The sequence below is a fragment of the Kitasatospora misakiensis genome, from assembly GCF_042656005.1.
Lineage (GTDB): Bacteria > Actinomycetota > Actinomycetes > Streptomycetales > Streptomycetaceae > Kitasatospora > Kitasatospora misakiensis.
Window position 1 is genome coordinate 74251 of record NZ_JBHSOF010000039.1, and the last position, 12052, is coordinate 86302.

General features: G+C 72.9%; 15 protein-coding genes. 9 read left to right on the forward strand and 6 right to left on the reverse strand.

All coding sequences use genetic code 11. From position 1 onward, the window contains the following. The first annotated feature begins 500 nt into the window (after positions 1 to 500). The 7 genes from ACFP3U_RS26030 to ACFP3U_RS26060 all read left to right on the forward strand — a co-directional run bounded on the left by ACFP3U_RS26030 (position 501) and on the right by ACFP3U_RS26060 (position 6992). Positions 501 to 1409, forward strand: a complete 909-nt coding sequence (locus ACFP3U_RS26030) for an alkaline phosphatase family protein (protein ID WP_380228084.1) — start codon at positions 501 to 503, stop codon at positions 1407 to 1409. A 5-nt stretch (positions 1410 to 1414) separates the two neighbouring features. Then, complete coding sequence (locus ACFP3U_RS26035; protein WP_380228085.1) at positions 1415 to 2851, forward strand: MFS transporter; 1437 nt, start codon at positions 1415 to 1417, stop codon at positions 2849 to 2851. Then, complete coding sequence (locus tag ACFP3U_RS26040; RefSeq protein ID WP_380228087.1) at positions 2848 to 3885, forward strand: TolB family protein; 1038 nt, start codon at positions 2848 to 2850, stop codon at positions 3883 to 3885. The genes ACFP3U_RS26035 and ACFP3U_RS26040 overlap by 4 nt, the downstream gene beginning before the upstream one ends. A gap of 133 nt (positions 3886 to 4018) precedes the next feature. Beyond that, positions 4019 to 4804: a hypothetical protein gene (locus ACFP3U_RS26045; protein ID WP_380228088.1), complete on the forward strand. Its 786-nt coding sequence runs from the start codon at positions 4019 to 4021 to the stop codon at positions 4802 to 4804. 59 nt (positions 4805 to 4863) lie between these two features. Continuing rightward, the gene (locus ACFP3U_RS26050; protein WP_380228089.1) at positions 4864 to 5436 is read left to right on the forward strand and encodes a Uma2 family endonuclease; all 573 of its coding nucleotides are present in this window, start codon (positions 4864 to 4866) and stop codon (positions 5434 to 5436) included. Between the two features lie 48 nt (positions 5437 to 5484). After that, positions 5485 to 6348, forward strand: a complete 864-nt coding sequence (locus tag ACFP3U_RS26055) for a hypothetical protein (protein WP_380228090.1) — start codon at positions 5485 to 5487, stop codon at positions 6346 to 6348. A gap of 125 nt (positions 6349 to 6473) precedes the next feature. Next, positions 6474 to 6992: a hypothetical protein gene (locus tag ACFP3U_RS26060; RefSeq protein ID WP_380228091.1), complete on the forward strand. Its 519-nt coding sequence runs from the start codon at positions 6474 to 6476 to the stop codon at positions 6990 to 6992. A 23-nt stretch (positions 6993 to 7015) separates the two neighbouring features. Here ACFP3U_RS26060 and ACFP3U_RS26065 read toward each other — a convergent pair whose 3' ends face one another. Both ACFP3U_RS26065 and ACFP3U_RS26070 read right to left on the reverse strand, forming a co-directional pair. Next, entirely contained in the window at positions 7016 to 7633 is a 618-nt protein-coding gene (locus ACFP3U_RS26065) for a TOPRIM nucleotidyl transferase/hydrolase domain-containing protein (protein ID WP_380228092.1), read from the reverse strand. 134 nt (positions 7634 to 7767) lie between these two features. Then, on the reverse strand, positions 7768 to 8175 hold the full coding sequence (locus ACFP3U_RS26070; RefSeq protein ID WP_380228093.1) for a RidA family protein: 408 nt from the start codon (positions 8173 to 8175) through the stop codon (positions 7768 to 7770). A 101-nt stretch (positions 8176 to 8276) separates the two neighbouring features. Between ACFP3U_RS26070 and ACFP3U_RS26075 the strand changes: the two genes are divergently transcribed. Beyond that, positions 8277 to 8678 (forward strand): winged helix-turn-helix transcriptional regulator, encoded by a 402-nt coding sequence (locus tag ACFP3U_RS26075; protein WP_380228094.1) that lies wholly within the window; start codon positions 8277 to 8279, stop codon positions 8676 to 8678. Between the two features lie 92 nt (positions 8679 to 8770). After that, the gene (locus ACFP3U_RS26080; RefSeq protein WP_380228095.1) at positions 8771 to 9760 is read left to right on the forward strand and encodes a S66 peptidase family protein; all 990 of its coding nucleotides are present in this window, start codon (positions 8771 to 8773) and stop codon (positions 9758 to 9760) included. 11 nt (positions 9761 to 9771) lie between these two features. Here ACFP3U_RS26080 and ACFP3U_RS26085 read toward each other — a convergent pair whose 3' ends face one another. The 4 genes from ACFP3U_RS26085 to ACFP3U_RS26100 all read right to left on the reverse strand — a co-directional run bounded on the left by ACFP3U_RS26085 (position 9772) and on the right by ACFP3U_RS26100 (position 11927). After that, entirely contained in the window at positions 9772 to 10545 is a 774-nt protein-coding gene (locus ACFP3U_RS26085; protein ID WP_380228096.1) for an NUDIX domain-containing protein, read from the reverse strand. Positions 10546 to 10598: 53 nt separating this feature from the next. Continuing rightward, the gene (locus ACFP3U_RS26090) at positions 10599 to 10808 is read right to left on the reverse strand and encodes a DUF397 domain-containing protein (protein WP_380228097.1); all 210 of its coding nucleotides are present in this window, start codon (positions 10806 to 10808) and stop codon (positions 10599 to 10601) included. A 77-nt stretch (positions 10809 to 10885) separates the two neighbouring features. Beyond that, positions 10886 to 11119, reverse strand: a complete 234-nt coding sequence (locus tag ACFP3U_RS26095; RefSeq protein ID WP_380228098.1) for a DUF397 domain-containing protein — start codon at positions 11117 to 11119, stop codon at positions 10886 to 10888. Further along, a complete protein-coding gene (locus ACFP3U_RS26100; RefSeq protein WP_380228099.1) occupies positions 11082 to 11927 on the reverse strand; it encodes a helix-turn-helix domain-containing protein in 846 nt (281 codons plus the stop codon). The genes ACFP3U_RS26095 and ACFP3U_RS26100 overlap by 38 nt, the downstream gene beginning before the upstream one ends. Positions 11928 to 12052 lie beyond the last annotated feature (125 nt).

Genomic DNA, 12052 nt, shown 5'->3' on the forward strand with positions numbered 1-12052 from the left:
CCTCACGCCGCGCTCACTCCCCGCTCACCTTCCGCTCCTCCGCGCCATCCGCCCGACACCTGACCGAGGGCCGGGTGCCCGGCGGCCCCGGTCGGCGGCCACCCGGGGCGGCCGAAATCCGCCGCTCGCCCGTCGGCCGGAATGTCCAGGTCAGGGCGATTCCGGGCGCCCGAGGACTGCCGGAATCCCACCACGCCCGCGACGGACGGGTCAATCGCGCCGCTTGTGACGTACGTCGGCACACCTCCGACGGCGAAGCTCGGCCAGCGATCCCTGTTCGCCTGGTCTTCACCCGGCGGCCGGGGCCCGCGCCACCGCGGCCCTCCTACTGTTTGCGGCGCTCCGACACCGCCGGTTCCCTGGCCGGCGGTCCTCATCCCCATCCGGCACCACCCGGCACCACCGCCCGGCACTTCCCCGCGGCCGGGAAGCCCGCTCCGCCCGGCCGCCGTTCCCGACCAACGGAGGACACCATGCCCGAGACCCCGGATACTGTTGACATGAGCGCCACCACCGAGGGCGCCGTCCCCGGCCGCCCCCACCCCCGCCGCCGCAGGCTGACCGCCTCGGCCGCTGGCCTCGCCCTGGTCGCCGGCTCGCTCGGCCTCTGGGCCGCCACCGGCACCACCGCCCAGGCCGCCGCCCTGCCCGCCCCGGACCACGTGGTCGTCGTCGTCCTGGAGAACCACGCCTACACCCAGGTCATCGGCAGCTCCAGCGCGCCGTACATCAACAACACCCTCAAGGCCGGCGGCGCCACCCTCACCCAGTCCTTCGGGCTCACCCACCCCAGCGAGCCCAACTACTACCAGCTGTTCTCCGGCTCCAACCAGGGCCGCACCGACGACAGCTGCGTCTCCGTCGGCTCGATCAACAAGCCGAACCTCGCCTCCGAGCTGATCGCCGTCGGCCAGACCTGGGGCAGCTACAACGAGGGCCTGCCCAGCCAGGGCTCGACCGTCTGTTCCAGCGGCAAGTACGCGCAGAAGCACAACCCGTGGTTCGGCTTCAGCAACGTGCCGACCAACACCGCGTTCACCATGACGCAGTTCCCGACGAACTTCGCGAGCCTGCCGAAGGTCTCCTTCGTCGTCCCCGACCTGTGCAACGACATGCACGACTGCTCGGTCTCCACCGGCGACACCTGGATCAAGAACAAGCTCGGCGCCTACGCCACCTGGGCCAAGGCCAACAACAGCCTGCTCGTCGTCACCTTCGACGAGGACAACCGCCTCTCCGGCAACCGCATCCCCACCGTCTTCTACGGCGCCCACGTCACCCCCGGCGCCACCACCGCCACCACCTACAACCACTACAACGTGCTGCGCACCCTGGAGGACCTCGCGGGCCTGACCAGCCACGCGGGCAACGCCGCCACCGCCGCCACCATCACCGGCATCTGGAACTGACGCCCGTGTACGTCGCGGACTCCCGCAGTTCCAAGGCCCCCGTCGCCCCGGCCGAGACCCGGCCGGGGCGGCGGGAGGCCGCCGACGGACCCCGCACCGGCGACGGACCCCACCCCGGCGACGGACGCCGCACGGCCGCCCGGGCGGCCGTCCCCGGCACCGTGGTGGCCCTGGGCGTGGTCAGCCTGGTCACCGACGTCTCCTCCGAGATGGTCAGCGCCGTCCTGCCGCTCTACCTGCTCACCGGCCTCGGCCTGTCCCCGCTCGGCTTCGGCCTGCTCGACGGCATCCAGAACGGCTTCAGCGCCCTCGTCCGGCTGGCCGGCGGCCACCTCGCCGACCGGCGCGGGCGCGACGGCGCGCCCCGGCACAAGGCCGTCGCCGCCGTCGGCTACGGCCTCTCGGCGCTCTGCAAACCGCTGCTGCTGCTCGTCCACACCGTGCCGCTGATCGGCGCCGTCCTCGCCGTCGACCGCACCGGCAAGGGCCTGCGCACCGCCCCGCGCGACGCGATGATCTCGCTCGCCACCGAACCCGCCCACCGCGGCCGGGCGTTCGGCGTGCACCGGGCGATGGACACGGCCGGCGCGCTGCTCGGGCCGCTCGGCGCCTTCCTGGTGCTCCGGACGGCCGGCGGTCCGCTGCTCGCCGACGGCGGCCAGCAGCAGGGCTATCACGCGGTGTTCGCGGTCAGCGCCTGCGTCGCGGTGCTCGGCGTCCTCGTCCTGCTGCTCTTCGTGCCGAACCGCCCGGGCGGGGCCGAGGCGTCCGGCGCCGAATCGTCCGACACCGAGGCGTCCGACGCCCGCCCCCGTCTGCGGGACGGCCTCGCGCTGCTGCGCGTCCCCGGGCTGCGCCGGCTCGCCGTGTGCGCCGTGCTGCTCGGCCTCACCACCGTCAGCGACTCCTTCCTCTACCTGCTGGTCCAGCGCCGGCTCGGCCTCGCCACCGAGTACTTCCCGCTGCTCCCGCTCGGCACCGCCGGGGCCTTCCTGCTGCTCGCCGTGCCGCTCGGCGCGCTCGCCGACCGGATCGGCCGCCGCCGGCTGTTCCTGGCCGGCCACGGCGTCCTGCTGCTCGCGTACGGGCTGCTGCTGTCGCCGCTCGACGGCCCGGCCGTGGTGGGCTGCGTCCTGCTGCTGCACGGCGCCTTCTACGCCGCCACGGACGGCGTGCTCGCCGCCGCCGCGGCCGACACCGTCCCCGCCGGGCAGCGCGGCGCCGGCCTCGCCCTGGTCGGCACCGGGCAGGCGCTCGCCCGGTTCGCCTGCTCGCTGGTGTTCGGCGCGCTGTGGAGCGCGGTCGGCGGCACCGCCGCGCTGGCCTGGTCGGCGCTGGCGCTGGCCGGCTGCGTCACCGGGGCGGCGTTCGTGCTGCGCGAGCCCGCCGTGCCGCGTGTGCCCGCCACCCCCACGACCGACGACTCCGAGGTGACCTCGTGACCACCGCCCCCCTCCCCAACCGCACCCGGGTGCTGATCCTGCTGGTCGCCGTCCTCCTGCTCGGCGCGGTCGGCACCGGCGCCGTCCTCTGGGCCGCCGACCGCTCCGCCGAGCGCGACCGCCCGCAGGCCGGCGGCCCCGTCGTCACCCGCGGCGAGGTCACCCTCAAGGACCCCGCCACCCGGCAGCTGGTCTTCCGCAACATGGCCTGGGGCCCGCACCGCGACGAGATCGTCACCGTCCCCGCCGGCCACCCCGACGGCCCGCGCACCTCCTCCGGCGTCCAGTGCCTGCGCTTCTACGCCGCCGCCGGCACCGGCATCTGCCTGCGGGCCGACCGCGGCGCCCTCCAGGACACCTACCGGGCCGTGGTCCTCGACGACCACCTGCGCGAACTGCGCTCCTTCCCGCTCGCCGGCATCCCCACCCGCTCCCGGGTCTCGCCCTCCGGCCACCTCGCCGCCTGGACCGTCTTCGTCAGCGGCGACTCCTACGCGGGCACCGAATTCTCCACCCGCACCTCGATCGTCGACGTCCGCGACGGCGACCTCCGGGAGAACCTGGAGGAGTTCGACGTGATCAAGGACGGCCGGCCGTACCGCGCGCCCGACGTCAACATCTGGGGCGTGACCTTCGTCGACGACAACGCCTTCTACGCCACCGCCGCCACCGGCGGCCGGACGTACCTCGTCCGCGGCGACCTCGGCGCCCGCACCCTCACCACCCTGCACCAGAACGTCGAGTGCCCCTCGCTCTCCCCGGACGGCACCCGGGTCGCCTACAAGAAGCGGGTCTCCGGCGTCTCCGAGGACGCACCCTGGCGGCTGTACGTCCTGGACCTCGCCACCATGACCGAGACCGCCACCGCCGAGCAGCGCTCCATCGACGACCAGGCCGTCTGGTCCGACGACCACACCCTGCTCTACGCCATGCCCGGCGACTTCGGCGCCGACCTGTGGACCGTCCCCGCCGACGGCACCGGCGCGGCCCAGCGGCTGCTGGACGCCGCCGTGGCCCCGGCCTACCTGGGGTGAGGCCTGGGGTGAGGGGGGCCGATCGGGCTGGTTGGTCCCTTTCGGAACTCGGAGCGTAGGGTCCACGTCGAGCACTACGAGTGGCCGGCCCGGTACCGGGCCGCCACGCCGACGGACCGGGGGAGCGGGAACAGTGAGGCAACGAGGGCCCGACGGCGGATCGTCGCCGGAACGCACGACCAGCGACTCCTGGCCCGAACTGCACGGCCGGCCGGTGCTGCGCCGCACGGTCGCCATCGGCCTGGTGATCTTCGTGTCGGTGCTGGCCGCGCTGGCCGTCCGGGGCGTCAACGCGCTCACCGTCGGCCGCGGCGCGATCGAGACCGACCGCGACCGCGCCGAACTGCTGGCCGGCCTCCACCCCTCCCAGCACCCGGGCGCGGGCCGCTACTACGTCCCGGTCGGCGCCGTCTACACGCGCACGGCGGACGGTTCGCCCGTCGCCTACCTGCACTACCGGCTGGCCGGCGGGCGGGAGGTCGGCGTCCCCGACTTCCTGCGCACCTACGACCTGCCGACCCCCGGCGCCGTCTCCCCCCTGCCGAGCGACCTCGCCGAGGCCCTGGGCGGCGACGAACCGGCCGAGGCCCCAGAGGTGGGCGTGCCACTCCCCACCACCTCGCCGTCCGCCTCCTCCACCCCGTCCCCCTCGGCCCTGCCCGACGACACCCCCACCGCCGACCCGGACCCCGCCGAGGCCACCGACCCCGCACCCGAAGCCACCGAACACATCGCCCCGGCCGCCGAGCCCGGCCCCGATCCCACCCCCACCCCGACCCCGACCCCGTCCCCGGACGACACCACCGACCCCACGCCACTCCCCACCCCCACCACCACCCCCGCCCGCCGCATCTACATCGCCCCCGACCCCGTCGGCCTCCCCGGCGCCGCCGACATCTACGTCCGCGCCACCGGCTGACCGGCCCTGCCGTACGGTGGTGGCCGTACCTCGAAGGAGCCTGCGGAGAGGGAGCCGCCGTGATCACCCGTGACCGGCCGCAGATGAGCCTCGAAGCGTTCGAGGCCATCGCCGAGACCGCGGCGCTCCAGGGCGTCACGCTGGAGTTCGTCGGCGGCGAACTCGGGGTCAAGCCGGCGCCCGACGGCGACCACGGCCAGATCGTCGCGTGGCTGCAACGGACCTGCGCGCGGCACCGCCCGGATCTCTGGCTCTTCGCCGAACAGGGCCTGCGCATCCGGTCGTACGAGAACGGCGACGCGCGCCCGGACGGCACGCTCGCGCCCGCCGAGTACTTCGCCGGCCAGGGTGAATGGGCCGATGCGCGCGGCGTCCTGCTGGTCGCGGAGGTCACCTCCTTCGACCGGCGGGCCGACGAGCGGGACCGCGTCAAGAAGCCGCGGGCGTACGCCGAGAGCGGCATCCCGGTCTACCTGCTGGTCGACCGGGACAGCGACACCGTCGCCGTCCACAGCGAGCCGGTCAAGGGCCGCTACCGGGAGATCCGGAGCTACGACTACGGGGAGCGGGTCGAGCTGCCCGGGCTCGGGGTCGCGCTGGACACCGAGACCCTCAAGAGCTACAGCCGCTGAGCCAACCCTGTCGGCCGGTTTGTCGGTTGGTCATGCTGTACTCCCGGCATGACGCTTGATGACACCACGATCCCCGTCCGCTCCGAGGAGTGGGGCGCCGCCCTCGCCCAGGCCTTCGGGGAGGTGCTCGGCCGGCCGCTCGCCGTGTACGAGGACGGCGGCGCCCGGTACGGGGCCTACTACGGCGGCAACTTCCTCCTGGAGAGCGAGCTGGAGCGCGACCCGCTGTGGGTCGGCCGGGCCGCGCTCGCGGGGGAGGGGACGGTCACCACTTCGCACCTGCTGCTCACTCCGCCCGGCGACCTCGACGAGACCGAGTTGGTCTTCGACGCGAGCCGGTCGCTGTTCTGGGTCGAGTCGCGGGAACTGCCCGCCGAACTCGCCCCGTTCGCCGCCGACCTCGCCGCCGCCGTCGAGGAGTCCGCGGCCGGGCGGTGGCGCGGCGCGCTGCTGGGCGCCGACCTCGGCCGGATCGCCGAGCGCCACGGCGTCGACCTCGCCTCGGCCGAACTGCCCCAGGAGCTGTGGACGCTCTGGCAGGCCCGGCTCGCCTCCGGGGACACCCTGCTCGACGCCCTCTGCGCCGCCACCGGCCTGACCGCCGCCACCTCGCCCGAGCGGATGCCGCACGGCCTCGGCGACTCCCGCGACGAGGTGGAGGAGGAGGCCCACGAGCAGGTGGCCGGCGTGGCCGACCCGGCCCTCCGGGACTACCTCGCCGCCTTCTGCGACCCGGAGTCGCACGACCTCGCCTTCGTGCCGTTCGCGGTGGACGACGAGGACGACGAGGACGCCGAGGACGCCGAGGAGGACGCGGTGGACTACGACGAGACGGAGGGCGGCACCGTGGTCGTCCGCTGGGACGGCGCGGTGGACCAGTACGAGATCACCGTCCGCCGCCTGGACGCCTGAGCGGCCCCGGGGCGCCCCCGGGGCGGTCCGGCCCGGCCCTCCCGCTCGGTGGGGGCCGGGCCGGCCGGGATAAGGTCACGGGGCGAACCGATGTGCGGTGCGCGCGTGCAACCCGAGGAGCTGACGTGGGCGGAGCCGCCTCCCCCGAGACCGGTGCCGACACCGTGGACCCCCGCCGGGGCGCGGAACTCGCCGCACGCTGGTGGAAGTGGGCGCTGTCGGCCCCGGCGGAGCGCAGCCCGGTCGGCGACACCACCGGGGAGTTCGCCGGCTGGCGGCAGCCCGAGGACGTCTGGTTCCTGGCCGGCACCTACGGCGGTCGCGTGGTGCGCCGCTGCCCCATCGCCGCCGGCAGGCCGGTCTTCTTCCCGGTGTTCAACACCCAGCGCGTCGCCCTCGGCTTCTCCTCCGCGCCCTGGCGGGTCGAGGCCTCCGAGGTCGAGGCGACGCTGAACGGCGTCCCGCTGAAGGTGCACGAGTTCACCTCGAAGCGGTTCCTGGCGATGGGCATCCCGCGCGTCGCCTGGGGCCTGTGGTGCGCGCTCGACCCGCTGGCGCCAGGCCAGTACGTGCTGTCCGTCAAGGCGCAGGCCGGCGGATTCGGCATCGACACCACCTACCACCTGGACGCCGTCGAGTTCTGACCGCCCGCCCGTGCCCGCCCGGGTCAGACGTGCGCGAGCAGGTCCCGCAGCGGCGCCGGTTCCCGCCCGGGCTCCAGCGCCTCGACCAGCAGGTGCCCGTAACGGATCTTGCGACCCTTCTTGGTGCCCAGGAAGCGCCGCAACTGCCGCTCCGGCACGCCGCCCTGGTGGGCGGGCTGGCGGACGAAGGTCTGCCAGGCCGGGAGGTCCCCCTCGGCCTCGACGATCTCCTCCACCCTGGCGACGCCGAGCGCCCGGATCAGCTCCGCCTCCAAGTCCGCCACGCATACGAAGAACCCTTCGCGCGGCGCCCCGGCCCGGTCCAGCCCCCGTTCGTAGAAGCCCTGTTCGTTCTCGTCACAGAGCCCGGCGAGGCGCAGCCCCAACCCCGGCGGCCCGAGCAGGCCGGCGTAACGGGCGACGTTCATCGCCCCACCCATGGAGACCACGCACACCCCGTCGCCCGCGAGGTCCCGGCCGTGCCGGACGGCCAGCGTCTCGACGGCCGCGAGATCGCTCGGCCCTTCGACCAGGACCGCGGTCCGCACCCCCACCCGCTCGGCCAACTCCCCGGCCACCCGCCCGGAACCACCCGCCGCCCAGTCATTGACCGCGTCCCGGAACGCCTGCATGTCCGCCATGGGCCGATTCTGCTGCAGACCGCCGCACGGGGCGCGGCATTTTCACCATCGTTCTGTGGTGTCCCCCCGCAGGGTAGTGCGCGTGGGAAGTCGGCGGGTCCGACTTCCCACGCGGGGAGCGGTGGTACGGAGCCTCAGTCGAGGACGGCGATGGCCTCGATCTCGACGAGGTGCTCGGGGACGTCCAGGGCCGCGACGCCGAGCAGGGTGGCCGGTGGGGCGGCGGCGGTGCCGAGCTTCGCCTCGGCCCGCGCGATGCCCTCCATGAGCAGCGGCATCTTGTCGGGCGTCCAGTCGACGACGTGGACGGTCAGCTTGGCGACGTCGTCGAAGGACGCGCCCGCGCCGGCCAGGGCGGTGCCGACGTTGAGGTAGGACTGCTCGACCTGGGCCGCCAGGTCGTCCGCGCCGACGGTGGCCCCGTCGGCGTCCCAGGCGACCTGCCCGGCGATGTAGACCGTCCGTGTGCCGGAGGCGACCGCCACCTGGTGGTAGACGTCGATTCTGGGCAGTCCCTCGGGGTTCAGCAGGGTGATGGCCATGGCGGATTCCGCCTCCTCGTGCTCTCTTGCAGTGACTCAATCACCGTAGGAGAGTGGTCGCCGACGTGGAAGAACGCACTTTTCGGTGACGGGGGAACCTCATGGTGACCAAGCAGCTCAGGGGCGCGACGGCCCGCCCGATCAAGAAGGACGACGCGGATCTGGCCCGCGCGGACTCCCTGGCGCGGGAGATCTTCGCGGACATCGCCAACAAGTGGGCGCTGCTGATCGTCGAGACGCTGGGGGACGACACCCTGCGCTTCACCGAGCTGCGCGACGGGATCGAGGGCATCAGCCACAAGATGCTCACCCAGAACCTGCGCCTGCTGGAGCGCAACGGCCTGGTCGAGCGCACGGTGCACCCCACCGTGCCGCCGCGCGTCGAGTACACCCTCACCGAGCCGGGCCGGGGGCTGCGCGCCACGGTCGACGCCATGTGCGACTGGACCCACCGCCACCTGGGCGCCATCGAGTCGGCCCGCCACCGCTTCGACGGCGTCTGAGTGCCGAGTGGTCGGCTTCGGAAACGCTGTCGGAAATACCGGCGGCACGGGCCTTGTTGCCCGCCCTGTTGATCAACGAGGAGGAGACCCCCATGCCCGCGATCCTTCGGCCCCGCGCGCTGCGTCCCGGCGACCTCGTGGTCGTGACCGCGCCCTCGGGCCAGCTTGAGCCCGGTGAGGAGCCGCTGCTCGCCCGTGGCGTGGCGATGCTCGAACGGATGGGTTTCCGCGTGCGGGTCAGCCCGATGGTCGACCCGGCGCGGACCCGCTGGTGGGCGTCGGGCACTCCGGCGGAGCAGGCCGGGGAACTCAATGCGCTGCTCCGGGACCGGGAGGTCCGGGCCGTCGTCGCGCACACCGGCGGACAGGCGACCATCGGCTATCTCGACCTGATCGACCTGGACGCGATCCGGGCCGACCCGAAACCGATCCTCGGCTACAGCGACATCTCCCTGCTGCACATGGCGTTGCACGCCAGGACCGGCCTCGTCGGCTTCCACGCCGACATCGCCACCCACGGGTTCGGCGGCGACTGGTACACGCTGGGCGACGAGGCCCGCCGCTCCGAGCTCGTCGACCTCTACACCCGCGTGCTCACCAAGGCCGAGGCGCCGGGCGCGCTGCCGGGGATGGGGGCTTGGGAGACCTGGCGGCCGGGCCGCGCGCAGGGGCCGCTGTTCGGCGGTCTGCTGAACCGCCTGGTCCTCCTGCAGGCGACGCCGTTCGCGCTGCCCGCCGAACGGTTCGACGGCGCCGTGCTGTTCTGGGAGGAGGTGCAGCGGCCGGTCTCGCGGATCTGGAACGACCTGCAGACCCTGAGGCTGTCCGGAGTGCTGGACCGGATCGCGGGCATGGTGGTCGGCATCCCGACCGAGGTCGCGCCCTACGAGGGCGGCGGAGGGCGCGCGGAACTGCGCGAGGTGGTCCTCGATGTCCTGGGGCGGCGTGACATCCCGGTCCTCGCCCAGGTCGACTTCGGTCACACCTCGCCGAACCTGCCGCTGCCGATCGGCGTCCGCGCGGACGTGGACGCGGACAACCGGACGCTGTCCCTGATCGAGCCGGCGGTCGCGGAAGGCTGAGCGGGGCGCTGCTACCGGGGGAGCCCCGGCTGTCCCGGCTGTCCCGTCTGCCGACGGGCGAGGCGGCGGAGGACCGGGGGCAGGTAGTCGGCGTGCGGGCCCGGGAGGCCCGGGAGGTCCGTGGGGGAGCGGACGAAGGCCAGTTCGACCAACTCCCGCTCCGGGGGCGCGAGGGCGGTGAAGTGCTCCCGGAGGGTGGGCTCGGGGAGGGGCGGGGCGAGGAACAGCACGCCGACGCTCCCGTACTGGCCCCGGGTGACCGCCCAGAGCTCCAACTCCTGCGGGGTGGCGGCGACTCCGGTCTCCTCGGCGAGTTCGCGGACGGCGTCGCGGCGCAGGGCGGCGAGGTCGAGGCGCTCACCGTCGGGCGGGGGTTCGACGGAACCGCCGGCGAACTGCCAGCGCCCGGGGGCGGCGGTGGTGGGGGCCATCCGGCCGACGAGCAGGCGGCCGTCGTCGGTGGGCTGGACGACGCTGACGGAGAGGGACGCGGTGGGGGCGGTGGAGCTTGTGACGCGGCGCAGGGCGTAGTGGCGGTAGGGCACCCGGCACCAGGAGATGTGGAGTTCACCGGGGCGGGGCCACGAGGTGTCCGAGCAGGCCACCACCGGGCCGTCGAAGAGCGTGGGGTTGGCGAGGACCATGGTCGCCCAGACCTGGTCCCGGGCGCGCCGCTCCTCGACGGTGAGGCGAGGAGCGGCGACCTCGGCGAGCCTGATCCGGCGCACGCCGAGGACTTCCGAGAGCGGGGGCGGGGGCGGGGGCGGGGTGGCTGCGTCGGGCATCCGCCTATCGAATCAGCCGGAAGGCGTGCGGGTCAGCTCAACGCGGCGCTGTCTCAGAGGATGTCGAACTCGTCGTCCTGGACGGCGGTGACGAAGGCGTGCCAGGCGTCGGAGGGGAAGACGAGGGCGGGGCCGGCGGGGTCCTTGGAGTCACGGACGGGGACGACACCGGGGAAGTCGGGGGCTACCTCGACGCATGAACCCCCGTTGTTGCTGTAGGAGCTCTTGCGCCAGCGCACGGGGGTGGAGGCGTTCAGCTTCATGTCAGCCACGGTAGCGCGGCGCCCCAAGTAGCGTGCCCCGACCGGGAAATCCCGTCGGGGCACGCAATGAGCTCGCGTCAGATGGCGCCGAACTCGCTGTCCTGGACGGCGGTGACGAAGGACCGCCAGGCATCCAAGGGGAAGACGAGTGCGGGGCCGGAGGGGTCCTTGGAGTCGCGAACAGGCATGACACCGGTGTAGCCATCGGCAACCTCGATGCATCCGCCCCCGCCGTTGCTGTGTGAACTCTTGCGCCACTTGGCGCCTGATAGATCAACGTGCATGGCGTTCATGTTCCTTCCGTACTTCATGAATCATGGTCAGGCTGTCCGCCCGGGGAAGTGCGTCCACCAGGAGTCGATCGTACTTTCTTGCCCAGCCCGCGACGATCTCGCCATCCTGCTCCAGGTAGCCGCGTTGAAGAGTCTCGGTGTAGCCGACCATCGCCCGATTGGGCATGGTGAGCAGGGTTACCGGGTGTGAGAAGGGGCGCTCCTCGCCCAGGCTGAACGGTGCCACTTGAAGAACGACGTTCGGCTGAGCGGACAAACTCTCCAGGCGGGTCATCTGCTGCACCATGACGCGTGGGCCGCCGATCGGTCGGCGGAGGACAGCCTCGTCCAGGACGACGTGGATGGTTAGCGTTCGCTCAAGCAACTTCTGGCGAGCAGCGAGAAGTTGAAGTCGTTCATCGGCTTGAGTGCGAGTGGCCTCACCTCGGCGCACGATGGCAGCCTCGTACGCAGCGGAGTAGTCCGGGTGTTGGAAGACGCCCGGCACCATGCCCGTCTCGAAGAGCCGTATGCAGATCGCCTCGCGCTCCTTGGTGGTGTACTCCGGGAATCCCGGGATCAGGGCCCCGTTCTTCCAGCTCCACCACAGCAGCTCCAGTGCGCCACCGGTTGCCAGCGCCTCGTCGGCCCGCTGGACGAACTTTAAGCTCGGGGCTTGCTTTGCCGTCTCCACGTTCGAGATGTACACGCTGGAGTATCGAACTAGCGTGCCGAGTCCGACCTGTGTCAGTCCTCGTGCCTCGCGCAACCTGCGGAGTTGAACGGCGAAGGCCGCAAGGGGAGATGACGTTGGATCAAGGTTGACGCGCTTCAAGGTCGCCCCCACTTAAAGCAGTGTGAACTAGAGAGTTGAAGACCTTCCGATCGTAGCCCCTCCAGCTCCACCATGGATACGAGTCGTAGCGATCCCAATGCGCACCGCAATCAAGGAGCCCCCATGCCCTCCCGCCC

What these genes read in the sequence shown, in the direction of transcription:
- ACFP3U_RS26030 (WP_380228084.1), top strand. Translation starts at nt 501, where the DNA reads ATGAGCGCCACCACCGAGGGCGCCGTCCCCGGCCGCCCCCACCCCCGC.
- ACFP3U_RS26055 (WP_380228090.1), top strand. Translation starts at nt 5,485, where the DNA reads ATGACGCTTGATGACACCACGATCCCCGTCCGCTCCGAGGAGTGGGGC.
- ACFP3U_RS26065 (WP_380228092.1), bottom strand. Translation starts at nt 7,633, where the DNA reads ATGGCGGACATGCAGGCGTTCCGGGACGCGGTCAATGACTGGGCGGCG.
- ACFP3U_RS26070 (WP_380228093.1), bottom strand. Translation starts at nt 8,175, where the DNA reads ATGGCCATCACCCTGCTGAACCCCGAGGGACTGCCCAGAATCGACGTC.
- ACFP3U_RS26075 (WP_380228094.1), top strand. Translation starts at nt 8,277, where the DNA reads ATGGTGACCAAGCAGCTCAGGGGCGCGACGGCCCGCCCGATCAAGAAG.
- ACFP3U_RS26080 (WP_380228095.1), top strand. Translation starts at nt 8,771, where the DNA reads ATGCCCGCGATCCTTCGGCCCCGCGCGCTGCGTCCCGGCGACCTCGTG.
- ACFP3U_RS26085 (WP_380228096.1), bottom strand. Translation starts at nt 10,545, where the DNA reads ATGCCCGACGCAGCCACCCCGCCCCCGCCCCCGCCCCCGCTCTCGGAA.
- ACFP3U_RS26090 (WP_380228097.1), bottom strand. Translation starts at nt 10,808, where the DNA reads ATGAAGCTGAACGCCTCCACCCCCGTGCGCTGGCGCAAGAGCTCCTAC.
- ACFP3U_RS26095 (WP_380228098.1), bottom strand. Translation starts at nt 11,119, where the DNA reads ATGAAGTACGGAAGGAACATGAACGCCATGCACGTTGATCTATCAGGC.